This window comes from Allobosea sp. P1_B10 (assembly GCF_056406735.1).
Genome location: NZ_JBFTZP010000003.1, coordinates 676698 through 699843, shown reverse-complemented (window position 1 = coordinate 699843; position 23146 = coordinate 676698). Strand labels below are relative to the sequence as shown.

Annotated in this window: 21 protein-coding genes and 2 pseudogenes; 5 read left to right on the top strand and 18 right to left on the bottom strand. The window is 65.1% G+C overall.

Annotated features, from left to right (window positions below):
• Window positions 1-77: 77 nt before the first annotated feature.
• The 3 genes and pseudogenes from AC1D2L_RS10710 to AC1D2L_RS10700 all read right to left on the bottom strand — a co-directional run.
• A pseudogene (locus AC1D2L_RS10710) lies at window positions 78-299 on the bottom strand (GDP-mannose 4,6-dehydratase); the annotation flags it as partial.
• A 54-nt stretch (window positions 300-353) separates the two neighbouring features.
• Window positions 354-530 (bottom strand): annotated as a pseudogene (locus AC1D2L_RS10705) (NAD-dependent epimerase/dehydratase family protein); the annotation flags it as partial.
• A 159-nt stretch (window positions 531-689) separates the two neighbouring features.
• Window positions 690-1079, bottom strand: coding sequence for a hypothetical protein (locus tag AC1D2L_RS10700; protein WP_476845839.1), 390 nt, complete (start codon window positions 1077-1079; stop codon window positions 690-692).
• Window positions 1080-1160: 81 nt separating this feature from the next.
• Here AC1D2L_RS10700 and AC1D2L_RS10695 point away from each other — a divergent pair, with 81 nt between their 5' ends.
• The 4 genes from AC1D2L_RS10695 (at window position 1161) to AC1D2L_RS10680 (ending at window position 3703) form a co-directional block, all read left to right on the top strand.
• The gene (locus AC1D2L_RS10695) at window positions 1161-1553 is read left to right on the top strand and encodes a CopG family transcriptional regulator (RefSeq protein WP_476845838.1); all 393 of its coding nucleotides are present in this window, start codon (window positions 1161-1163) and stop codon (window positions 1551-1553) included.
• Between the two features lie 14 nt (window positions 1554-1567).
• On the top strand, window positions 1568-2680 hold the full coding sequence (locus AC1D2L_RS10690) for an extracellular catalytic domain type 1 short-chain-length polyhydroxyalkanoate depolymerase (RefSeq protein WP_476845837.1): 1113 nt from the start codon (window positions 1568-1570) through the stop codon (window positions 2678-2680).
• Window positions 2681-2831: 151 nt separating this feature from the next.
• On the top strand, window positions 2832-3131 hold the full coding sequence (locus AC1D2L_RS10685; protein WP_476845836.1) for a PepSY domain-containing protein: 300 nt from the start codon (window positions 2832-2834) through the stop codon (window positions 3129-3131).
• 35 nt (window positions 3132-3166) lie between these two features.
• Window positions 3167-3703 (top strand): general stress protein, encoded by a 537-nt coding sequence (locus AC1D2L_RS10680; RefSeq protein ID WP_476845835.1) that lies wholly within the window; start codon window positions 3167-3169, stop codon window positions 3701-3703.
• Window positions 3704-3854: 151 nt separating this feature from the next.
• Here the strand turns inward: AC1D2L_RS10680 and AC1D2L_RS10675 are convergent, their stop codons facing one another.
• From AC1D2L_RS10675 to AC1D2L_RS10635, 9 genes are all read right to left on the bottom strand, one after another.
• The gene (locus AC1D2L_RS10675; RefSeq protein ID WP_476845834.1) at window positions 3855-4064 is read right to left on the bottom strand and encodes a hypothetical protein; all 210 of its coding nucleotides are present in this window, start codon (window positions 4062-4064) and stop codon (window positions 3855-3857) included.
• A 131-nt stretch (window positions 4065-4195) separates the two neighbouring features.
• Window positions 4196-4441: a hypothetical protein gene (locus AC1D2L_RS10670; RefSeq protein ID WP_476845833.1), complete on the bottom strand. Its 246-nt coding sequence runs from the start codon at window positions 4439-4441 to the stop codon at window positions 4196-4198.
• 94 nt (window positions 4442-4535) lie between these two features.
• Window positions 4536-5210 carry an AroM family protein gene (locus AC1D2L_RS10665; protein ID WP_476845832.1) on the bottom strand — a complete coding sequence of 225 codons (675 nt, stop codon included), beginning with the start codon at window positions 5208-5210 and terminating at the stop codon, window positions 4536-4538.
• A gap of 87 nt (window positions 5211-5297) precedes the next feature.
• Window positions 5298-6920 carry an OPT/YSL family transporter gene (locus AC1D2L_RS10660; RefSeq protein ID WP_476845831.1) on the bottom strand — a complete coding sequence of 541 codons (1623 nt, stop codon included), beginning with the start codon at window positions 6918-6920 and terminating at the stop codon, window positions 5298-5300.
• 55 nt (window positions 6921-6975) lie between these two features.
• The gene (locus AC1D2L_RS10655; protein ID WP_476845830.1) at window positions 6976-10824 is read right to left on the bottom strand and encodes a hydantoinase B/oxoprolinase family protein; all 3849 of its coding nucleotides are present in this window, start codon (window positions 10822-10824) and stop codon (window positions 6976-6978) included.
• Complete coding sequence (locus tag AC1D2L_RS10650) at window positions 10821-11606, bottom strand: IclR family transcriptional regulator (RefSeq protein WP_476845829.1); 786 nt, start codon at window positions 11604-11606, stop codon at window positions 10821-10823. Before AC1D2L_RS10650 ends, AC1D2L_RS10655 begins: the two co-directional genes overlap by 4 nt.
• A 227-nt stretch (window positions 11607-11833) precedes the next feature.
• Window positions 11834-12541 (bottom strand): glutathione S-transferase, encoded by a 708-nt coding sequence (locus tag AC1D2L_RS10645; RefSeq protein WP_476845828.1) that lies wholly within the window; start codon window positions 12539-12541, stop codon window positions 11834-11836.
• 85 nt (window positions 12542-12626) lie between these two features.
• A complete protein-coding gene (locus tag AC1D2L_RS10640) occupies window positions 12627-13223 on the bottom strand; it encodes a c-type cytochrome (RefSeq protein WP_476845827.1) in 597 nt (198 codons plus the stop codon).
• Between the two features lie 74 nt (window positions 13224-13297).
• Window positions 13298-14506: a PQQ-dependent sugar dehydrogenase gene (locus AC1D2L_RS10635; RefSeq protein ID WP_476845826.1), complete on the bottom strand. Its 1209-nt coding sequence runs from the start codon at window positions 14504-14506 to the stop codon at window positions 13298-13300.
• A gap of 411 nt (window positions 14507-14917) precedes the next feature.
• On the opposite strand from AC1D2L_RS10635, the gene AC1D2L_RS10630 reads away from it, so the two are divergent.
• A complete protein-coding gene (locus AC1D2L_RS10630; RefSeq protein ID WP_476845825.1) occupies window positions 14918-16333 on the top strand; it encodes a phosphomannomutase in 1416 nt (471 codons plus the stop codon).
• Between the two features lie 53 nt (window positions 16334-16386).
• Here AC1D2L_RS10630 and AC1D2L_RS10625 read toward each other — a convergent pair whose 3' ends face one another.
• The 6 genes from AC1D2L_RS10625 to AC1D2L_RS10600 form a co-directional block, all read right to left on the bottom strand.
• The gene (locus AC1D2L_RS10625; protein WP_476845824.1) at window positions 16387-17343 is read right to left on the bottom strand and encodes a GlxA family transcriptional regulator; all 957 of its coding nucleotides are present in this window, start codon (window positions 17341-17343) and stop codon (window positions 16387-16389) included.
• Between the two features lie 112 nt (window positions 17344-17455).
• A complete protein-coding gene (gene purU, locus AC1D2L_RS10620) occupies window positions 17456-18310 on the bottom strand; it encodes a formyltetrahydrofolate deformylase (protein WP_476845823.1) in 855 nt (284 codons plus the stop codon).
• Between the two features lie 95 nt (window positions 18311-18405).
• Window positions 18406-20040, bottom strand: a complete 1635-nt coding sequence (locus tag AC1D2L_RS10615) for a peptide ABC transporter substrate-binding protein (protein ID WP_476845822.1) — start codon at window positions 20038-20040, stop codon at window positions 18406-18408.
• 26 nt (window positions 20041-20066) lie between these two features.
• On the bottom strand, window positions 20067-20954 hold the full coding sequence (locus tag AC1D2L_RS10610; protein ID WP_476845821.1) for an ABC transporter permease: 888 nt from the start codon (window positions 20952-20954) through the stop codon (window positions 20067-20069).
• A 10-nt stretch (window positions 20955-20964) separates the two neighbouring features.
• A complete protein-coding gene (locus AC1D2L_RS10605; protein WP_476845820.1) occupies window positions 20965-21930 on the bottom strand; it encodes an ABC transporter permease in 966 nt (321 codons plus the stop codon).
• Window positions 21931-21935: 5 nt separating this feature from the next.
• Window positions 21936-23141: a trans-sulfuration enzyme family protein gene (locus tag AC1D2L_RS10600; protein WP_476845819.1), complete on the bottom strand. Its 1206-nt coding sequence runs from the start codon at window positions 23139-23141 to the stop codon at window positions 21936-21938.
• Window positions 23142-23146 lie beyond the last annotated feature (5 nt).

Genomic DNA, 23146 nt, shown 5'->3' with positions numbered 1-23146 from the left:
CGATGATCTTCACAGCGGGAATGGCGGTGGCTTCGACGGTCAGCATGGCAGTCTTCTGTTGGATTTAAAAACGCGCGTCAGGCCGCGCCGAGGCGTTCGCCGCGATAGACGCCGGAGCGGATGTCGCCCCACCAGCCGGGATTGTCCAGATACCATTCGACCGTGCGGCGCAGGCCCGAGGCAAAGCTCTCCTTGGGGGTCCAGCCGAGTTCGCGGCCGATCTTGCCGGCGTCGATGGCATAGCGCACATCATGGCCGGGCCGGTCGGTGACGTAAGCGATCAGGCGACGATGTCGGCCTGCTCGAAGCGATAGCGATCGCTGCCCGCGACCGGCGCCAGCGACCGGCGCCAGCGACGCCAGGTTGCCGGCATAGGTCAGCTTGTCGACCACGCAGACGCGATGCTCGGTCTCACCCATCAGCTTGCGAACGACAGCCGAGCCAATAAAGCCCGCACCGCCGGTGACCAGATACTTCAATTTCTCCCCCAAAATGTGCCCTAGCGGCGACCCGCCCAGTAACAGGGCCATCGTCTATTCGCAACATTCACGATCTGCTCTTTCGGAGCTTTCTCACCGGCTCATCGTCTTTGCCGACAACGGGGCCGTCCAAACGACACCCCGCTTGGTTCGAGTGCTCTGCCGCGAAGATCCTTGTGATCAAAGAGAAGCAAATTCGCACCCAAAGTCTCATGCCTTGGATGCCGCTGCTATAAACCCCTGAGCTGACCGGAAGTATATCTCTCTACAAGCGGCTCGGAAATAACGTGTTTGACAGGCCCACACGACCGGTACGCACATAAGCGTTACCTCTGTTTTTTTCCTGATATTTTCAACGGGATGACTCTGCCATTGTGAGTTGAATTCCCCCTCGCAGCACCAGCCTGCTTCATCGAAAATGTGAATCGTCAACCCGATTTCCATCGCCCCCTGCGCAGCGGCTTGAATCGCAGTTAGCCAAATTTCGTCGAACAGTTTTGGTCGTTTGGCCGGCGAAGAGGGCGGGCCTTGCAGTAATAACCTTTCGATGCGACCGCCGAATTTTCGTGCGCTGCCGGAAATCTGGTCATCGGAGCGCACCGCAGAATCTGCGTCGCGTCTCTTGCATCCCGCGTCTAAGCATCCATATACCATCCAATCGGATGGTATATGGATTATAAAATGAAAATCCCCGAGAGTGAGAAACTCACGCTGAACCTTGGCTTTGTCGATCTCGGCCGCATCGATCTGCTTGTCCGGGATGGCTTCTACTCCAACCGGTCCGACTTCATTCGGACCGCGGTCCGAAACCAACTGGCCACTCATTCGGACATTGCGGCGCAGGCTACCACGCGGCTCTCGCTCGAACTGGGACTGCGCACCTTTACCCGGCGCGATCTCGAAGCAGTCCGGACTGCCGGTGAAAAACTCGAAATTCGCGTGCTGGGACTGGCCGTCATCGATGCCGACGTGTCGCCGCAGCTTGCGAGCGAGACGATCGCGTCGCTGACCGTGCTCGGTGCGCTGCACGCGCCCGCCGAGGTCAAGGCTGTCCTGGCGGACCGGATCACATGAAGAGGGATGCAGAGATGAGCACCGATTTTCGTTCGGCAATTGGCCAGGCCATGGCACGGCTCAAGGCTTCCGATGTCGCCGGGGCGACCGCAGCAATCCAGCGCGCGCTTGCCAGGAACCCCGGCGAGCCCCAGCAGGGGGGCAGCGAGGACAGCCCGCCAGCCGCAGCCGGCTTCAAGGCCCGGATCTCGCGCGGCCTCAGTGAAACGCTCCAGTCGTTGCGCAGTGAACAGGCGCGCTACGCCCCGCAGGCAAGGGCGGCGCCTCGGCCGGCGGTCAATCCTCGAGACGAGGACCCGCGCTTCACCTCCCGTCAGCTTGGCACGGGCGCCGGCGCCCTGACCTACAAGCTCTATGTGCCGGACGACCATGCCGGGCGGGACCTCGCCCTGCTCGTGATGCTCCATGGCTGCACGCAGGACCCGGACGATTTTGCGCGGGGAACCCGCATGAATGCGCTTGCCGACGAGTTCGGCCTCGTCGTCGCCTATCCGCATCAACCGCGATCGGCGAATGCGCAGGGGTGCTGGAACTGGTTCGATCCGCGCCACCAGAAGCGTGATGCAGGGGAGCCCGCCGCCCTGGCCGGGCTGGCACAGCATCTGGCAGCCGAGTTCGGTGTCGATCGCAAACGTGTCTTCGTCGCCGGATTGTCCGCGGGCGGCGCCATGGCGGATATCCTGTCCTCGACCTACCCGGAGGTCTTTGCGGCGGCGGGCATTCATTCGGGGCTGCCGCACGGCGCGGCACAAGATGTGATGTCGGCGTTTGCCGCGATGAAGAAGAGCCCCCGGAGAGCGACGCCACGGAGAGGCGACGCGACCCGCCGGATCATTTTCCACGGGACGGCCGATGCCACGGTTCACCCCTCGAATGGCGACGCCCTGTTCGACAGGGCCCTGGCTCACGATGATCGGCCCACCGAGTTCATGACCGACACGCTGATCAATGGCCGGCAGGTCGTGCGCCGCAGCGTGGTACCGGCCAATGCGGTAGCGGAAACGGAATATTGGGTGATCCAGGGAGCGGGCCACGCGTGGTCGGGTGGAGATGGAGGTGGAAGCTATACTGATACGACCGGTCCCGACGCCTCGCGGGAAATGATCCGCTTCTTTCTTCGCCACTAGGACTTCCGGCAGCGCTTGGTGCGACATCCGGAATCGCGCGGCACGGCCAATAGTTCCGCCTCAGCCGAACTCTTTATTTTGGGAACTGATCTGCTTGAGTTGCCGTTTCCTTGGGCATAGCGGCCATGCCGCGTGCCTAAGGAGAACCAAGATGAAAAAGCTGCTCATTGCCACGCTGATCGCGTCGGCGACCTCATTCGGGGCTCTCGCACAGACTTCGACAACCTCGCCCATGCCTGCACCCAAGGCCGATGCCGACAAGAACGCGCCGCTGCCGGGGGCCAACAGCTTCACCGAAGGCCAGGCCAAGAGCCGCCTCGAGGCGAACGGCTATACCAATGTGATGGCGCTCAAGAAGGACGACAACGGAATCTGGAAGGGCAAGGCCACCCACTCCGGCGCCGAGGTCAACGTCTCACTCGATTATCGCGGCAACATCACCCGCAACTGATCGATATCGCCGTAACCCTTCTGCTGGAGAAGCACATGACCCGCACCATCACCCGTTCCTACGACACCTATGAATCCGCCGCCGCTGTGGTCGAAAACCTCGAGGCAGCCGGCATTTCCTCGTCCGATATCAGCGTGGTCGGCAATGACGAACGCGCCAAGGACAGCAACGCTGCGGAGGGTGCGGGGATCGGAGCCGGCGTCGGCGGGGCTGTCGGCCTGCTTGCGGGCATCGGCCTGCTCGCCATTCCCGGCGTCGGCCCCGTCGTGGCAGCCGGCTGGCTCGCGTCCACCGCGGCTGGAGCCGTTGCTGGCGCGGCGGCTGGCGGACTCGTCGGCTCGTTGACCAGCGCGGGCGTCGATGAAGACGAGGCCCACTATTATGCCGAAACGGTGCGACGCGGTGGAACCGTCGTAGCAGTGAAGGCGCTCGACGAGCATGCTGCGACGGTCGAGACGATCATGGACGGCGCCTCCCCCGTCGATCGCAATGCCCGCGTCGCTCAGTACCGCCAGGAGGGCTGGACCCGCTTCGACGAGACCGCCGAGCCCTATAAGCGCACTGTCATCTAGACACGAAGCGGCTGATAATACGAGACAACCCCCGGCCGCATGGTCGGGGGTTGTTAGCTTGGAACATCCATTCGGAGCGGCGTTGTCAGCCAAGTCGATAGGCGACGGCATGACGACATGAGGACACTGCCGTCGAACTGGGCTTGAGCACCTACAGGACTGCGATCAGCTTCTCGAAACGCGACTGCACGACCTGGCGCCGAATGTCGGTCGGGGACTGGAGCGCAGACAGAATGGAGCGCCGCGCTGCCGATGCAGCGCTTATCTGGTCAGCCGTCGCGGTTGCGGAAATCCTGATGGCCTGCGCCACATCCAACATTCCGTCGAGATCATCACGCGCGTTCTGCGCGCGCAGCTTCATGTCAGTCATCATCGTCCTTCGCTCGAGGGGCGCCATCATTCTCAAACGCTCTGGGCGCGTCAGAGTTCCGTCGTGAGAGCAGAGACCGACCGTCGCCGAGCCAGCAGCCGGGCAAGCGTAGTCGTCAGGCTCTAGCGCCTGCGCTCTGCAGCGGGCCTGCGATAACCACGGGTGAGAAACTGCACGAAGGCGGGCGGAATCTCGATGTAAGCCTGGGCCTCCTCGCCGATATCGAAATCGACGATCGCATCGGTCAGCGCGGCGAATTCGACATCCTCCTCGCTGCCCTTTCCGGACGAGAGAAGCTGGGCTGCCCTCAGGACAGCCGCCTTGCGTTCCGCATAGGACGATATCGTGACGGCATCGGCGTTCGGCATTGCCACCTCCCCGATCAGGACCCGTTCCGGGCATGCTAGCGGGATGGACGGCGAATAGCGAATCAGAACGCAGACTCAACCAATACGCTGAATGTCAAACGATTTCAGAGATCAATTTCGAGATCATGCTGTTCGAAAGGATGGCGGGAAGTCCCGAGCCCTGGATGGCTTCGCTGCGATGGCGTTCGACGAAGCCCATGCAATCGAGCAGGAGGATCCGTGCTCCGCGCTGCCTGAGCTCTGCCGCCGCTCGCGCGACGCCGCCCGTCGCATCGCCATAGGGTGTGGCCACCGCGAAAATGGGCGGTTGCGCCAGGGGCTGCCATTTGGACGCTTCGCTTTCGACCTGCGAGGCCAGCGGGACGATGATCCCGAGCCGGTCCTGGCCGATGAGCGCCGCGACAGCCGGTGGCAGGATGCGGTCAGGCTCGACAAGGCGAGCGGTCTCGCAGGTCAATGTCGCAAAATGCCCGGTGCAGAGCATCAGTATGGTGCTGCAGCCCTCTGCTTCAAGCATGGCGAGCTTGGCCTGCGCCGCTTCTTCCGTCCGGTCGCGGTCGATCACCACGGACGTGCCGTCGAGCAACTTCGTGATCAGGACGGCCTGCCCCGGGCGTGTCGCGAAGTCGCGGGCGATCTCCGTGCGGTCTTTTCCGTCGAGCACCCCCGCGTGGCGGCGCGGAACCGCAGCGTCGATCGCAGCGTCGAGGATGGCGGTGATGTCCGCGCGCGGCGCCTGGCCGATCGTGAGCGTTCCGAGCTTGCGCATCGTGATCCCCCTGCCCCATGGGGGCCGTATCGATTGCGATCGAGTGACCGCGCCGGGCTGTAGACCCCGCCGCGGTCTTGATTGGCTTCAGCGCTTGAAGCCCTTCAGCACGGAGTCGAAGAAGCTGTAGATCGCGTCGCCGGCGATGGCACCGGCAGCGAAGACCTCCATATCGCCTTCGCCGTCGCTGCCGCGCAGCTTTTCCCAGATCACCCGGCAGACGATACCGGCCAGGACGGCCCAGCCGGCGGCCGGGAAGCTGATCAGCAGGCCTGTGGCGAAGAGCACGCCGATCTGACGCTTGGGCCCGCCGACGAACTGCAGGATCGCGCCGGGGATCGCCCACATGAACAGCGACCAGGCAACGCCGGGCGCAACACCGGCGCGGATCGTGGCGGCGTAGACCTTGTTGACGGGAGCAACGAGGTTCTGCGCGAAATAGCTCTGGTAGGACACCAGAACGACGATGCCAGCGACGATGAAGGCGAACATCGCCGCATAGAGCTGCTGCTTGCGGCCCTCGCGCTCGAAGGCCGGATCGGCGCCGTTCCCGCGCAGGATGTAACCCGCTTTCAGATCGTATCCCATGTCGGCGAAGGCCGGGCCGGTGGCGGCGGAGAAGCCGACGAGCAGCGCCAGGGCCGGCATCGGGAAGCCGATCAACATGCCGATGATCAGCGTGATCAGGGCGACGGCGAATGCGGGGAACCAGCCCGAATGCATCGCGGCGAGGCCGACGATCAGCTCATGCACATAGGCCGCGAATGCGGCATAGAGCACGAACAGGATCAGCATGCCCACCGACATATCGCTCATCAGCCCGCCGACGACCGCGAGGAACATCGCGATCGCGAGGTAGCCGATGGTGCCGAGGCCGAGCGCCCGCTTGACCGCGGCGTCGGGCGTGCCGGCTGCGGCCTCCGCCTCCTTGGCGGCGGCGTTGCGCTGCATCATCAGCTGCGCGACCTGCAACAGGGCCACCAGGCCGGCGCCGATCATGAAGCCGTGCGGGATGTAGGCGGCCATCAGGTCGCCCTTGGGGATGATCGCCGCAAAGGTCGGGTTGTCGAAGATCGGGCCGGAGTAACCGCGCAGCAGCAGGCCGATGCCGAACATGGACAGCGCCCAGATATTGCCGATGAAGGCAACGCCGAAGGCCGACATCGGGATCTTGAGGAAGGCACCGACGATGCCGACGGCAAAGCCAACGCCCATCAGCACGGCCTTGCGGCCGCCCTCGTCTCCGGCCTTGATCGCCTCGGCGGCTGCCACGCCCGGCGGCCAGGCGCCCGTCGCAGGAAACACGCGCGAGTCGAACATCCGGTAGAGCAGGTAGGCGTCGAGCAACATCGCCATGAAGGCGCCGGCGAACATCGGCATCACGAGATCGGGCCGCCCCAGCAGGAAGGGGATGCCGATCGGCAGCATCAGGCTGTTGGCGGCGCCGAAGGTCGAGGACGAGATCGCGCTCTGGGCGAGATTCTGGACATGGATGGAGCGGTAGCGCAGGAAAATGCCGATCGGCAGCCGCGCCAGTGCCATCGCGGCCATCGCGCCGATCAGCGAGGTGTTGGCCGTCACGCCGAGCGTGACGAGCAACTGCATGCCGATGATGGAGCCGAAAACACAGAGCAACCCGATAAGGATCAGTGTTGCCGGCTCAAACAGGCTGGGGTGCCGGCGAGCCCCCATCCCCGATGGTTCGTTCATGACCAGTCCCCTTTTATAGCCCTAGCGGGTCATTGCGCCCGCGGCAGATCCACGTTCAAGCAACAAGAATGCCGGTTTTTGCCTCCGCGACGTCCTGCGCCGTGTGGCCTATCTGCGTGCCGTAGTCGCGCCTGGCTGCTTCCGGCGAAACGAGGCCGAGCGCGATGTCACGGGCGACCGCGTCACGCGAGCGCTCCGCCGGCGCGCCGTAACCGGCCCCTCCTGCCAGAACGAGCTCGACGATTTCGCCGGGATGCGTGACCTGGACGAGATCACCCGTGCCGACGTCGCGCGTGACATGGCCCTGCTCGTCGAGGATGCGCCCGGAAGCCCCGCCGCCGGCATTGCCGCCGAACAGGCCGGGGATCGGATTGTTGACCCCTTCCGGATAGAGCGAGACCAGCGTCGGCAGGCCGTCGGCGGAGAGCTTGCGCAGCTTCACGCGCTGGCCGAGTCCGCCGCGATGACGCCCGGCTCCGCCTGAATCCTTGAGATAGCTCTTCTCGACCACGAGGACCGGCACCCGCGCCTCGAATGTCTCGATCGAGGTATTGGCGGCAGACGTCGGATAGAGCAGCCCGGACTTGCCATCGCCATGGGCCGAGCCGCCCTGCCCACCGCCGGTGAACAGCATGTCGGAATAGGTGTCGCCTGCCCGGTCGCGGCCATAGACGCTGGCCGCCACCGGCAGGCCGGTGAAGGCCTGGACCTGGTTTGGCGCCGCCTGCGACAGCGCGCGGAAGATATTGGGCGCGATGTACCAGCCGGTGCGGGTGCGCAGGTTGACGGCGAGCGGCTTCTCGCAGTTCAGGATCGAGCCCTCCGGCGCATCGATCGAGAAGGCGCGGTAGCAGCCGGCATTGCCGCGGACGTTCGGCGTCAGCATGCATTTCAGCGGATAGGTCGCGTGCGCGGTGGTGTAGTTCAGCGTGCAGTTGAGACCGCCCTGCGGCAGTTGAGGCGGCGCACCGGCAAAGTCGAGATGGATGGTATCGCCCTTGACCGTGAGCGCTAGCGGATAGGTCATCGGCGTGCCGAGCGGGTTGTTCGAGACGGTACCGTGATAGGTCCCGTCCGGCAGCGCCGCGATCGCCTCGCGCATTGCCTTCTCGGACCGGCTCTGCACCACCGAGGCCAGCGCGCGCAGATCCTGCATGCCGTAGTCTGCCATGAAGGACTGCAGGCGCTCCGCACCGATCGCGTTGGCCGCGACGAAGGAATGGAGATCGCCCAGCACCTGCTCGGAGTTGCGGACGTTCTCGCCCAACAGCCGGACCAGGGTCTCGTTGACCACGCCGGCCTCGTAGAGCTTCATCGGCGGGATCTGGAAGCCTTCCTCGTAGATCTCGCGGGCCCGCAGCGAATCCTTGGTGCCGCCGATATCGGAGACATGGCCGACGGTCCCCATCAGACCGACCACGCGATCGCCCAGGAAGACCGGGGTCACGATCGCGATGTCGAAGAGATGCCCGGCGCAGAGCCAGGGATCATTGGTGATCAGCACGTCGCCGGGCTTCAGTGTCTCTGCAGGATAGCGGGCGAGCAGCGCCTTGACCGCGCGCGGCAGCGTCAGGTTGAAGACAGGCATGGCGCGTGGCGAATGGGCCAGCGTCTCGCCCTCGGGGTCGAGCAACTCGCAGGCGAAATCCTGCGCCTCCGAGATCACCAGCGAGAAGGCGGTGCGGCAGACGGTCAGCCACATCTCCTCGACCACGTTGACGAGACGGCTCCACATGATCTCGAGCGAGATCGGGTCGGACTCGATCAGGCGTGCAGCCTCCGCGACCGGCATGTCAGCGCTGATCGTGGTCTCGGCCGCACCGGTCTGCGCGACGTTGACGAGCAGGTTCAGGACCTCGTCGATCGCGACGCTGTCGCCGGGCGGGACAATGGTCGTCGCCTCGCGCTCCTCGATGATGGCAGGGCCTGCGATGACATCGCCCGCCCGCAGCGCATAGCGGTCATAGACCGTCGCCTCGCTCCAGCCGCCCTCGAACCAGGCCTGGCGCGTGCCCTTGACCTTGGCGCTGGCCTCGGCCCCGCCGGCAGCTCCCGCGAATGCGAGGGTCGGCGTCGGACCCACGCAGCGGACGCGGAAATTGATCGCCTCGAGCCGGGCGCCCTCATAGACCGAGGTGTAGCGCGCGGAATAGGCGGTGGTGAATGCGGTGCGGATCGCGGCGAGGCTCGACGCGTCGATCACGCCGCCCGGCAACGTCACGGCGATGTCGTGCATCTGGCCGACGAGGCGCATGTCGGCGGAGCGTTCGACGACGATGTCGGCGGGCTTCACGCCGGCCTCGATCAGGTGCTTGCGCCCTTCCGCTTCGAGCTCACCCAGCATCGTGTTCACGGACTGCGCATCGAAGCCCTCGGAGAACTCGACCGGGAGCGAGCGGACCATGTCGAAAGAGAGGGGCGCGGCCAGGAAACCCAGCGCGGACGCCGCTCCCGACGCCGGCGGGATGATGACCTGACGGACGCCGAGGACGCGTGCGACGTCGACGGCATGGGCGGGCCCTGCTCCGCCGAAGCCGACCATGGCATAGCGGCGTGGGTCCTTGCCCTTCTCGACCAGATGCACGCGCGCGGCAGCGCCCATGCTCTCGACCACGACCTTGTGGATGCCCCAGGCAGCTTCCTCGACCGAGAGCCCGAGCGGCGTCGCGATCGTGCCGACAGCCTTGCGCGCGGCCTCCAGGTCCAGCGCCATGCGTCCGCCCAGGAAGAAGCCGGGATCGTAGTAGCCCAGCACCAGGTTGGCGTCGGTCACGGTCGGCTTGACGCCCCCCATGCCGTAGCAGGCCGGGCCGGGATCGGAGCCGGCCGAATGCGGACCGACCTTGAGCAGGCCGACCTCGTCGATCGCCGCAATCGAGCCGCCGCCGGCGCCGATCTCGATCATGTCGATGACGGGAGCCTTGATGGGCAGGCCCGAACCCTTGGTGAAGCGGTTGACGCGGCCGGCCTCGAGCATCGGCGCGATCTCGGCGCGGCCATCCTCGATCATGCAGGCCTTGGCGGTGGTGCCGCCCATGTCGAAGGAGATGACATCCTTGTGCCCAGCGAGTTCGCCGAACAAGGCCGTGGCGAGGCCGCCGCCCGCAGGGCCGCTCTCGAGCAGCCTGATTGGGAAGGCGCGCGCCGTCTCCGGCGAGACGAGGCCGCCGGCCGAATGCATCAGCCGGAGCGCGCCAGCGAAGCCGCGCGTCGCGAGTTCGCGCTCGAGACGCTCGAGATAGCGCCGAACAAGCGGCTGGACATAGGCGTTCGCGGCCGTGGTGACGAAGCGCTGGTACTCCCAGATCTCGGCCACGACCTCGCTCGACAGCGAGACGGTCAGATCAGGGCAGGCCTCGCGGACGATCCGGCCGGCCTCCTGCTCATGGGCCGGATTGCGGTAGCTGTTGAGGAAGCAAATGGCGATGGCCTCGCAGCCGGCTGCAGCCAGTTCCTGCGCCGCGGCGCGCACGCCTGCCGCATCGAGCCGCGTGACGATCTCGCCGTCGCGGTCCATGCGCTCGGCGACTTCCAGGCGCAGATCGCGCGAGACCAGTGGCTCAGGGAAGGTCAGGAACAGGTCGTAGATGTCATAGCGCTGCTCGGTGCCCATTTCGAGTACATCGCGGAACCCTTGCGTCGTGATCAGCCCGAGCTTCGAGCCCTTGCGCTCGATCACGGCATTGGTCACCAGCGTCGTGCCGTGAACGATGTCGCCGATATCGGCCAGCGTAATCCCTGCCATGGCGGTGAGTTCGTCGAGGCCGATCAGAGCGGCCTCGGACGGGTCATGCGGCGTCGTCAGGCGCTTGTGCAGCGTAACCGAGCGGTTTTCGCCGTCATAGAGAATGAAATCGGTGAAGGTGCCGCCGATGTCGAAGCCGATGCGCCAGCGATTGCTCATGGTGCGGTCTCCGGGTTTGTGAGATTCAAGGGGGTGAAGAGCCTGTCCTGCGTCAGCGCGGCAATCTCGGCCGCTCCTTCGCTCAGCAGGCGGATGATCGACAGTCGTTCCGCGGGATCGACGAGGGCCGCTGGATAGGAAATGCAGAGTGCGACCTCGTCGCCGGTAGCGGGATCGCCGACCGCAACCGAGATCGCATGGACGCCGCGCACCGCCTCGTCATGGGATTCGGCGAAGCCGAGGCTGCGGCCCTGCTCGAGGCGCGCCAGCAGGTCGTCGATCGACTGCGGCGCGGTCTCCGAGGGGGCGACGAAGGCGTCGGGATAAAGCGCGCGGACGGCCGCGTCGGGCAGCCTGGCGAGCAGGACGCGACCGGTGCTGGATGCAAAGGCCGGCAGCCGGTCTCCAATGGCTGTGACGACGCGCAAGGCATGTCGGCCCGGATGGCTGGTGACGCCGACGATCTCATTGCCGCGCCGCACGCTGATGTAGCCGGTGTGCCCGGTGGTCTCGGAGATCCGGCTGACGACGGCGTCCGAGCGTTCCACCAGCGAATTGGCCAGCCGGTACAACTGACCCACCTGGTTGAGCAGAAGGGAGGGCCGATAGCGCTTGCTCTCGCCGACTGCCTCCAGCAACCCTTCGTCCCGCATCGCGCGCAGGAGGCGGGAGGCGTTGCTCTTCGGCATCCCCAGCAGAGTCACGAGGTCGGTCACGGTGACGTCGTGCCGCGTGGCGGAGAAGCACCGCAGGACTTCCGTGGCAGCCGTCAGGATCGACATTAAAGAACCTCAAAAAGTTCCATTTTATGGAACTAATGTTCCAACTAATGGAACGATATCGGAAAGTGCGAGGCTGTCAATCAGTCGCCTTCCCGCTGTTGCCGTAAATTTCAGCAAAAGTGCCTCAGTTTAAGCCGCCCGCCTACGGAGCCGGCACAGCGAGGCCGCCGACGCCTTTGGGGCAAAGCTCGTGCTGAGGAGACGGGTTGGCTCGATCAGTCGGGTCTTTACTCGGTAGCGCCGGCGACCTTGCGCAGCGCTAGCTCGATCTGACCGCCGCAATAGGCGTCGCCGTAGTCGGCGCGCGCCTTCCGGCCCAGATCCGCGAGTTCGGGCAGGCTGGAGACGCGGCGCACCAGGGCACTGGTGAGGGGGGCCGTTTCGTCAAAAATCGACGAGATGGCGGAGAACCGCTCCGTCATCGTTCCCCAGAGCGTTGCGGTCACGACGTCCGCTATCCCCGGCGCCTCGCCACCGAGGAGGAAGCCCGATTGCGCCTTCAATCCGTGGCGGCGTCCGGTTTCCTCCCAGAACGACATCCACCTCTGGAGGCGTGGCACGAATTCGCGCCATCGCGCCTCGGTCCACATCTGCTGTCCGCCCTGCAGCGTGACCTCGTCGATGACGTCATTGGCGTCGTTGACGATCTTCATGGTAAGCGCCCGCAGTGCCGGCGTCGACGGCATCAGGTCCAGCGTCTCACCGAGATAGAGGATGATCGCGGGCATCTCTGCGATGGCGAACGCGTTCGCATTGTCGATCAGGAGTGGCGGGCCCATGAACGGGACCGGCATCCTGTCGACGCCCATGTGCATGATCTCGTCGATCTCGTCGGCGCTGCCTTCGCGCCAGCTCTTTCCGGCCCAGGCCAGCACCGCGCGGACGAACTGCCCCCGGAACGGCACAGGCCAATAATAGAGGACATAGTCAGGCATGGGGCGGCCTCCCGGCTGTCGCGGACGCATCGCCTGGAACGCATCGCGCGCCGCTTCTGTTCAGCCTGCGCCTGCCCCCGCTCGCCTATAGCCCTGCCAGATAGTGCGCGAGCGCGGTGATCTCCTCTTGGCTGAGGGCGTAGGCAACATCGGCCATCGCCGCCATGCCGCCGCCTGACCGGATGCCCGATTTGTAGTCGTGCAAGGCCTTGGCGAGATACTCCTCGCGCTGTCCGGCGAGGCGCGGCGTTGCCTTGGTCCCCGCGAAGGCATCGGTATGGCATGAGGCGCAGCGATGATTGACCGCAGCTTTCGCGCCCGCCTCCGCAAGCGCAGGCTGCCGAGCGACCGGAGCCGCCTGGGAGGCGGGCAAGGACGCGAAATAGGCGCCGAGATCGCGGATGTCCTCGTTGGTGAGCTTCTCGACAAAGGGCTGCATCGCCTCGTTCTTGCGCGTGCCGCTGCGGAAGAAGACCAGTTGCCACTGAATGAAAAGATCGGGTTGCGCCGCTAGCGAGGGAATCTCGGGCATCTGCGAGATCCCGCCTTCACCGTGGCATGTCAGGCAGGGCGCGGCCTTGTCCTTGCCCGCACCCGTGTCGGCCGCCTGTGCGGTCGTCCAAGCCGGCGACATGGCCGGCAAGGCGAGCGACAAGGCGATCAAAAGAGAGCTTCGATGCATGGCCGGCAGTCCGGTTACGGAAGCGGTAGCCATGCTGCGATGCCCGGCCGGACAACCGCAACATGGCCGTCCCGTCACTTGCTGTAGCTGATCCTGTAGATCGCGCCCGCCCAGTCATCAGCCACCAGAATGGCTCCGTCCTTCGCCAGGATGATGTCGTTGGGGCGGCCGAGATAGGTCTGGTCACCGCCGATCCAGCCCGATGCCAGGATCTCCTTCTTGGCGTTCTTGCCATCGGGGTCGACCGTCACGCGCGAGATCTGGCCGCCCTGGTATTTGTGGCGGTTCCACGAGCCATGCTCGGCAATCAGGATGCTGTTCTTGTACTCGGCCGGGAACTGGTCGCCGGTGTAGAATTTCATCCCGAGCGGTGCGACATGCGCGCCCAGATTCAGCGCCGGAGGCGTGAACTCCGAGCAGCTATGCCCCATCGCGAATTTGGGATCGGGCATGTCGCCCTGGTGACAATAGGGATAGCCGAAATGCTCGCCCATCCTGGTGATGACGTTCAGCTTGTCGCTTGGGCTGTCGTCGCCGAGCCAGTCGCGCGCATTCTCGGTGAACCAGTATCTGCCGCTGCGCGGGTCGATATCGCCGCCGACGCTGTTGCGTACACCCAGCGCGACCAGTTCGGCATTGCCGGTCTTGGGATCGACGCGCCTGATCTGCGACAGGCTGGTGGGCGGGAGGCCGACATTGAAGGGCGGGCCGAAGGGCATGTAGAACCAGCCCTCCTTGTCGGCGACCAGATATTTCCAGCCATGGGCCACATAGGACGGCATGTCGTCATAGACGACCTTGCCCTCGCCGAGCTTGTCCAGATTGGCCTCGGCGTTCTCGTATTTGATCAGCTTGTTGATATCGACGACGTAGAGCGCACCGTCGAGAAAGCCGACGCCCGTGGGCATCTTGAGGCCCTTGATCACCGTCTTGACCGATCGCTTTCCGCCTTCGTCGCGGATGGCGTAGACGTTGCCCAGGTCGAACGACCCGACGAAGAGTGTGCCGTTGTCGCCCCAGGCCATCTGCCGGGCCGAGAGAACGCCGCTGGCATAGACCTCGATCTTGAAGCCCGGCGGCAGCTTGATCTTCTTGACGAGGTCGGCGAGTTCGCTGTCGGAGGCCCCGGTCGGCGGGCCCGCGGGCGGCGCCAGGCCCTTCTGCGCCTCGGTTTCATCGCCCAGGAACCAGTCGGGCGGCGGATTGGTCCAGAACTCCTTGGTCCCGGACTGATAACTCTTGAGCTTCTCTTGCGAGCTGACGCGATCTGCTCCTGTGATCATGAGGATCGCTGCGAGTGCGAGAATATATCGACCAGTCGCCGATTGCATTGCCTCACTCCCTGTTTCGCCGGGTGGCGGTTGCGCGTGCTATTCTGACATTCGGGATCAAACTCTCTTGGCTGTCGTTCGCGACCCGATGGTCGCGTCGAAACGATATCATGCCCGCCCGGCCAAGACATCGCCTCGGCTTTCGGCGACATCATGCTGACGCCGGCGCAAGGGCCGCGGCGCGAAATCGTCCGATGCCGCTACGCCCCGGAGCCCGCCTCCGCCAATGCCCTTCCGGGGTAAGCCCGCAAACCGCCTGCGACGCCCCCAGCGTGAGCTTGCGCGCCACGCCTTGAGGGCTTTGAATATCCGGCTGATGCCCTCATAAGACGCCTCGATCGATCGCAAGGATACCGACACGGCATGACCAGCTTGAAGTTTGGGACATCCGGCCTGCGCGGCCTGGTGAGTGAGCTCGTTGGCCTGCCGACCTACAGCCATGTCCGGGCGTTCTGCGCGATGATCGGCGAGGACGCCGGAACCACGGGCGAGGTGCTGATCGGGCGGGACCTGCGGTCGTCCAGCCCGCTGATCGCGTCGCAATGCGCCCAGGCCGTCAGCGATGCAGGCTTCGTCCCTGTCGACTGCGGCGCCCTTCCGACGCCGGCCTTGGCGCTGGCCGCGGCCAAGAGGGGCGCGCCGGCCATCATGGTCACGGGCAGCCACATCCCCGACGATCGCAACGGGCTGAAGTTCTACCGGGCCCAGGGCGAAATCGACAAGACCGACGAGGCGCGCATCCTGGCCTGGCGCGACAGGCTCGCCCTGACTGCCATTCCCGCAATCGACGTCCAGCCCGAGACCCATGCGGCGCTGGACGATTATGGCGCACGCTATCTCGACTTCTTCGGGCGCCAGTCGCTGGCCGGCCTGTCAGTGGGCGTCTACCAGCACTCCTCCGTCGGCCGCGACGTGATCTGCGATGTGCTGTCCGCGCTCGGCGCGACGCCGATCGCACTCGGACGCAGCGAGGTCTTCATCCCCGTCGACACCGAGGCCCTGCGTCCGGAAGACGAGGAACTCGCGCGCAACTGGGCGGGGCAGCATCGGCTGGATGCCATCGTATCGACCGATGGCGACGCCGATCGCCCGCTGATCGCCGATGAGAACGGTCGCTTCCTCCGCGGCGACCTCGTCGGCGCACTGACCGCGAGCTTCCTCGAGGCCGACGCGATCGTCACGCCCGTGACCTCGAACTCGGCTCTGGACCGCCCCGGCTATTTCCAGCGCGTCGTTCGCACGCGGGTGGGCTCGCCCTATGTGATCTCAGGCATGAACGAGGCGCGCGAGGCGGGCGCGCGATCCGTGATCGGCTTCGAGGCCAATGGCGGCGTGCTGCTCGGCTCGGACCTTCAACGCGAGGGCAGGCCCCTGGCGGCGATGCCGACGCGCGACGCGATGCTCCCGATCATCGCCTCGCTGGCCCTGGTCAAGCGCTCGGGCCGCCCGCTCAGCGCCATCGCGGCGGATGCGAATTTCACCATCGCCCTGTCGAACCGGCTTCAGGAGATCCCGCAGGCGAGCACGGCTGCCTTCATCATGCGCCTCGACGCCGAAGACCCCGCCTTCCGCGATGCGGCCTTCGCAGCGCATGGCGGCGTCGCGGCGGTCGATCGCAAGGACGGCCTGCGCCTCACGCTGGGAGACCAGTCTGTCGTGCATTTCCGCGCGTCGGGAAATGCGCCGGAGCTGCGGGTCTATGTCGAGGCATTCGGGCGCGACATCGCCGACGAGCTGCTGGGCAAGAGCCTCGCCTTCGCGGCTGCCGAGACAGCATAAGCCGACGGAGCGCACCCCCAGGCGCCCTGCCCTGCGATGCGGGTCGCGGCCCACTACCTCGCGGGTGCCCGCTCGAATTTGCGGGTGTCACTCGGCGTGACGCCGAAGCGCTTTTTATAGATCCGCGAAAAATGGCTGAAATTCGTGAAGCCGGATGCGACCGCGACCTCGCCGAGAGGCAGCGTCGTCTGCCTGATCAGGATCTTCGCCCGCTCGACGCGCAGCTTCATCAGGTACTGGTTGATCGTCAGATCGATGTTGGAGACGAACAGGCGCTCCAGCTGGCGCAGCGATAGCCCCATCTTCTCGGCAAAGGCGTGTCGGTCCAGGGGATCGTCGAGGGTCTTCTCGATCAGGTCGAGCGCCTTGATCAGGATAGGGTGCGAGACCCCGAAGCGCTGCTGCGCCGACATGCGCTGGTAGTCGTCGCTGTCGCGAATCTGGGTCTGGACCAGATATTCGCTGGCGCTGCGCGCGATCGCGAGGCCGTGCTCGGCGGCGATGAGCGCATTCATCATGTCGAGGACCGCATTGCCGCCCGCGCAGGTGAAGCACTGCCCGTCGATCTCGTAGAGCGTCTGCTTCAGCAGGATTTTAGGAAAGCGCTCGCGCAGCGCCGGCATATGCTCCCAATGCGCGGTGCAGCGCTTGCCCTCGAGCAATCCGGAGCGTGCGAGGATGAAGGTTCCGCCGGAGAGCCCGCCCATGCGTGCGCCCTTGCGGGCAAGCCGCCGCAGCATCGCAAAAATGGCTTCGTCATTCAGGTGGATCGCGCTGTCGCCGGCACAGACCACCATAACGTCGATGGCGAAGCTGTCGACGCCCTCCTCCTCCGGCCGGACGATGACACGGCAGGACGACAAGGTGTCCTTGCCGCTGGCGGAAAAGTAGTGCCAGCGGAACAATTCGCGCCCGGCGACGGCGTTTGCAGCCCGCAGCGACTCGACCGACGCCGCCAGGGACAGCAAGGGGAAACCGTCGTTGACGAGGTAGCCGACAGTGGTGACCATGCCTCACTCAGGACAGGCGATAGCGCGGCGTCAACCGCGGTCAGGTTCGAGCATGCCGACTTTGCACGGAAATGCGCCGTGATCGGGAAGCCGAACGGCGTACTCGCGAATTTCAGTCGCGGAACACCACCGTCTTGCTGCCGTTGCCGAGGACGCGGCCGTCGAGATGCCAGGCGACGGCGCGCGCCAGCACGCGGCGCTCGATGTCGCGGCCCTTGCGCACTAGATCGTCGGGCGTGTCATGGTGGCTGATGCGCTCGATGTCCTGCTCGATGATCGGCCCCTCGTCGAGGTCGGCGGTGACGTAGTGCGCCGTGGCGCCGATCAGCTTCACGCCGCGCTTGTGCGCCTGGTGATAGGGCTTGGCGCCCTTGAACCCCGGCAGGAAGGAATGGTGGATGTTGATGCAGCGGCCGCTGAGCTTGCTGGCGAGATCATCCGACAGAACCTGCATGTAGCGCGCCAGAATGACGAGATCGACGCCCCGAGCTATCTCCCAGATCTGCGCTTCCTGTTGCGGCTTCGTTTCCTTGGTGATCGGCAAATGGTGGAACGGAATGCCGTCGAAATCGAGGTGCTGGTAGATTTCGCGCGGGTAATTGGAGACGATGCCGGCGATGTCCATGCCGAGTTCGCCGGCACGCCAGCGGTACAGCAGGTCGGCCAGGCAGTGGTCGAAGCGGGACACCAGCAGCAGGACGCTCTGCCGGTCGGTGCGCGCCCGCGCATTCCAGTCCATGCCGTGGCTGTCGGCGATCGCGCCGAAGCCTTCCTTGAACGCCGCCAGCGTACCGGCTTCGGCAAAGTTGAAGACGACGCGCATGAAGAACTTGCCGGTCTCGACATCGTCGAACTGGTTGGCCTCCAGAATGTTGCCGCCGCTCTCGAAGAGATGGCGCGAGACGCCAGCCACGATACCCGGGCGGTTCGGGCAGGACAGGGTCAGGAGGAACTGCTCGTTCGACATCGGGGCGCTCTCATAGGGGCCGCCCCGGCGAGTGCGCCGGGGTCGGCGTATCGGAGCGCCCGAAGGCGCTCCGTCTTGCTTTCAGGCGGGCGAGATCAACCCCACGCCCATTCATGCACGTTCCAGGCCGCGTCGACCACGTACTGGTTCGGCTTGATGCCCTGCAGCGCCTTGTGCGTCATCTGCCCCTGGTGGATGCCACCCTGGGGAGCGAACGGCACCTCCTCGGCGAGGATTTCCTGGATCCGGCCATAGGTCTTCTTGCGCTGGGCGACGTCGATCTGCCTGACGCCCTCCTCGAGCAGGCGGTCGACTTCGGCGTTCTGGTACTGGGTGTAGTTCGAGCCCTGACCGGTCTTGGCCGGGATCATCTGCGAGTGCGCGCGCGCAGTGTAGTCGGGGTCCATGCCGACGGTCGGCTCCCACGAAACGAGGAGCGTGTCGAACTGGGACTTTGTGGTGTATTCGCCCCAGACCACCGAAGCTGGCATGTTCTTGATTTCCATGTCGACGCCGATTGCCTTCCAGTTCTGCTGGAAGATCGCCTGCGTCGCCTGGCGCGCGGGAAAGCCCGATGTCGTCGACATCGTGAACTTCATCTTGACGCCGTCCTTCTCGCGGACGCCGTCTGCGCCGACCTTCCAGCCGGCTTCATCGAGCATCTTGGCGGCGAGCTGCGGGTTGGGACCGGCATCCTTAAGCTCCGCATTATAGGCCCAGTGGCTGGTGTGCAGGTAGGACAGCGTGCGCTTGTAGGCGCCGAAGAAGACGTCATCGATCGCCTTCTGCATCTCCAGCGCCAGAGAGAGCGCCTTGCGGACCTTCGGATCCTTGAACTGCGGCTTTTCGCAGTTGAAGTAGACGAACTGCACCCAGGGCTGGGCGAGCGGGAAGAAGGTGCGGTCGGCGAGCTTGGAAGCCTCCGTCCAGCGGTCGAACGGAACGCCGGATACCGCGAGATAGTCGATCTCGCCGGTTCTGGCCTGACCGTAGGCTACGAGCTGGTCGGGCACGAATTTGTGGATGAACTGGCCGATCTTGGCCTTGCCGCGATGATAGTTCGGGTTTGCCTCATAGACCATGTGGCTGCCGGCCGTGCGGGTCTTGAGCATGAAGGCGCCGGTGCCGACGGGCTTGGCATTGAAGCCCGAGGTCGAGAGGTTCTCCTCCTTCGACAGCAGATGATGCGGCACGATGTGCATGTTCTGCCAGGCCCACATGAAGGGCACATAGGGGCGCTCAAGCTCGATCTCGACCGTATAGGCATCGACGACCTTGAAGGTCTTGATCAGGTCGAAGCCGCTGCGCGAGCGCACCGCGACCTTCGGGTTGACGACGGTCTGATAGGTGAACTCGACGTCCTTGGCGGTGAAGGGCTGACCGTCGCTCCACTTGACGTCGCGCTTCAGGTTGATGCGCCAGATGCGGGCGTCGGCGGAAACATCGCCGTTCTCGACGGTCGGAATCCGCGCGGCGAGATTGGGGATGAACTGGCCGGCCTGATCGACATCCCAGAGGGCGTCGAACATCAGGGCCTCCGGAATGCTCTCGGCCCCGGCATTGACATAGAGCAACGGGTTGAACTGCACGGGCTCCTGGGTCGTGCCCAGGATGATGCGGTCGCGCGTCTGCGCCAGGGCCGGGCTGTAGATGCCGCCGAGCGGCACGACCAGGCTCGATGCGGCGGCCGATTTGAGCAGTGAGCGGCGGCTGATTGAATGCTTGGACATGGTGGTCTCCCCTTTTTTTGACTGCGTCACGGATCGAGCTTCAGGCGTGTGTCGATGGCATCCCGCAGGCCGTCGCCCAGGAAATTGAAGCTCATGACCGTGAAGGTGATGAGCACGCCGGGCAGGATCGCGAGGAAGGGCACGGTGTCGAAATAGCCCTGCGCATTGGTGAGCATGTTGCCCCAGCTCGCCATGGGCGGCTGCACGCCGTAGCCGAGGAAGCTGATATAGGATTCCATCAGCACTGCGGTGGCGACCTTGAGCGTCGCCGCCACCAGCACCGGCGCCATGATGTTGGGCAGGAGTTCGACCAGCATGATGCGCCAGTTCGAAGCGCCGAAGCCGCGCGCGGCCATGACGAAGTCGGTCTCCTTCAAGGTCGAGACCTGCGCCCGCACGATGCGCGCCACCTCCATCCAGGAAGTCAGGCCGATGATCAGGGAGATCGACAGGATCGTCGGCGGCACGAATGCCGCGACGACCAGCAGCAGGAAGACCTGCGGGAAGCACAGCAGCGTATCGACGAAGCGCATCAGCAGGTTGTCGATGATGCCGCCGTAGAAGCCCGATGCCAGTCCCACGAGCGTGCCGGTGATGATCGTCGTGATCATCGCGACGATGCCCACCGTGAGCGAGACCTGTCCGCCATAGAGCAGGCGGCTCAGCGTATCGCGGCCGAGATCATCGGTCCCGAGCACATTGGTCCAGGACAGGAACGGCGCCAGGAACCGCCGAGACGTGTCGATCGCGGTGGGGTCGTGCGGCGCGACGAAATTCGCGAACAGCGCCGAGGAGCACAGCAGGACGACGATGACCGCCCCCGCCACCGCCATCTTGTGCGTGACGAAACGCCTGGCGATCATCCGGCCATAGGATTGGGACGATGCGGGAGCCGGGGCTGAAATTTCGGTCATGCCGGGCTCCTCAAAACAGCTTCACGCGGGGGTCGACCAGCGCGATGCCGATGTCCGCGAGCAGGTTGCCGACGATCACGAACAGCGCCGTGAACATGATCATCCCCATCAGGATCGGGTATTCCTTCATGTTCAGCGCATCGACGAAGAGGCGCCCCATGCCGGGCCAGCTGAAGATGGTTTCCGCCACCAGGGCGCCAGAGAACAGCGTTGGAAGCTGCACGCCGAGCAGCGCGATCAGCGGGATCATGGCGTTGCGGAAGGCATGGCGCATGATGATCCGGCGGGTGCCGAGGCCCTTCGAGCGCGCGGTGCGGATGTAGTCCTGCTGGATCACCTCGAGGAAGCTCGAGCGCGAATAGCGGCTCCAGGTCGCGACCAGCACGAGCGTCAGGACGCTCGCCGGCAGGATCAGGTGGCGCACGAGATCCCAGGGATTCCCTTCCTCGCCGAGTTCGTACATGCCGCCGGAAGGCAGCCAGCCGAGCTGGATGGCAAAGACGTAGATCGCCATCAACCCGAACCAGAAGGTCGGGAAAGACAGCGCCAGCATCGCGCCGGTGGTGGCGAGATAGTCGAAGATCGAGTTCCGCTGGACCGCGCCGAGCACACCCACAAAGGTGCCGATCAGGATCGCGAGGGCCATCGAGGTGCCCATCAGGATCATCGTCGCCGGAAGACGCTCGACGATGACCTGCAGCACCGGGCGCCCACCGAAGAAGGTGTAGCCCCAGGAGCCGGTCAGCATGCCCTTCGCCCAGCCGAGATATTGCAGATGGATCGGCTGGTCGAGGCCGAGCGCGACGCGGATGCGCTCGATGTCGGTCACGGTGATCGTCGGGTTCAGCGTGTAGACCGCCAGCGGCCCCCCCGGCGCGAGGTGCATGATGCCGAAGGCGATGAGCGAGACACCGATGACGAGCGGAATCGAGTGCAGGATCCGCCTTACGACATAGCCAAGGACGTCGACGCGCATATGCCTTACTCTCCCTCGAGGGCCTGCCGGAGATCGTCGACGAGGTCCTCCGTGTCTTCCAACCCGATGGACAGACGCATCAGGTCCATGGTGACGCCGATCCCGAGCTTGGCCTCGGGGTAGACCTTGCGGCGGGCCTGCAGCAGCCCACCGGGATGCATGATCAGGGATTCGACATCACCCAGGCTGACGGCGCGGGCGATCAGCTTCAGGCGGTCCATCATGCGGACGGCGCCGTCATATCCGGCGTGCAGCTCGAACGACATCATCCCGCTGCCATTGCTCATCTGCTTGCGCGCGGTGACGTAGCCCGGCGAGCTTTCGAGGAAGGGATAGCGCACCAGCCGCACCGCAGGGTGGGCATCGAGCATCTGCGCGACCGCGAGCGCGTTCTCGCTATGGGCGCGCATCCGCACCTTCAGCGTCTTGAGGCCGCGCAGCACGAGGAAGCAGGCCATCGGCGAGAGCGTCGCGCCGGTGAGGTAGCGCAGGCCGAGGCCCCGGACCTTGTGCATCGTCTCGGCATCGCCCAGCACGATGCCACCGAGAAGGTCGCCATGGCCGTTGATGTACTTGGTCAGCGAATGCACGACGATGTCGGCACCGTGCTCCAGCGGACGCTGCAGCGCCGGCGAGGCGAAGGTCGAATCGACCACGACGCGCACGCCGGCCTGATGCGCGAACCCGGCAATCGCGGCGATGTCGAGAACCTCGCCGGTCGGGTTGATCGGCGTCTCGAAATAGACGTAGCGGGTCTTGTCTGTAACCGCCGCGGTGAGGTTGCCGGGCTCGGAAAGGTCGACCTGAACGACCTTGATGCCGAAGCGCGGCAAGCCCTCGCCCGTCAGCGCGGTCGTGTTGTTGTAGAGCGTGCGGTGGACGATGATCTCGTCGCCCGGCGAGAGCGTCGAGAGGAAGAGCGAGCTGATCGCGGCCATGCCCGAGGAGGCGGCGACGCCGACCTCGGCACCTTCCAGCGAGGCGATGCGCTGTTCCAGCAGCTGCTGGGTGGGGTTGTGCTCGCGCCCGTAGAGGAAGCCCTCGGCCTCGTCGGCAACGACTGCGTCGGCCGCCGCGACATTGGGGAAGGCGAAGGTCGAGGTCATGTAGATCGGCGGGGAGACCGAGCCGCGCTCGAGCAGCGGGTCGTAGCCCTCATGGATCGAGCGGGTCTGGAAGCCGAGCTGGCGATTGGACCGGTTGTGGCTCATGGGAC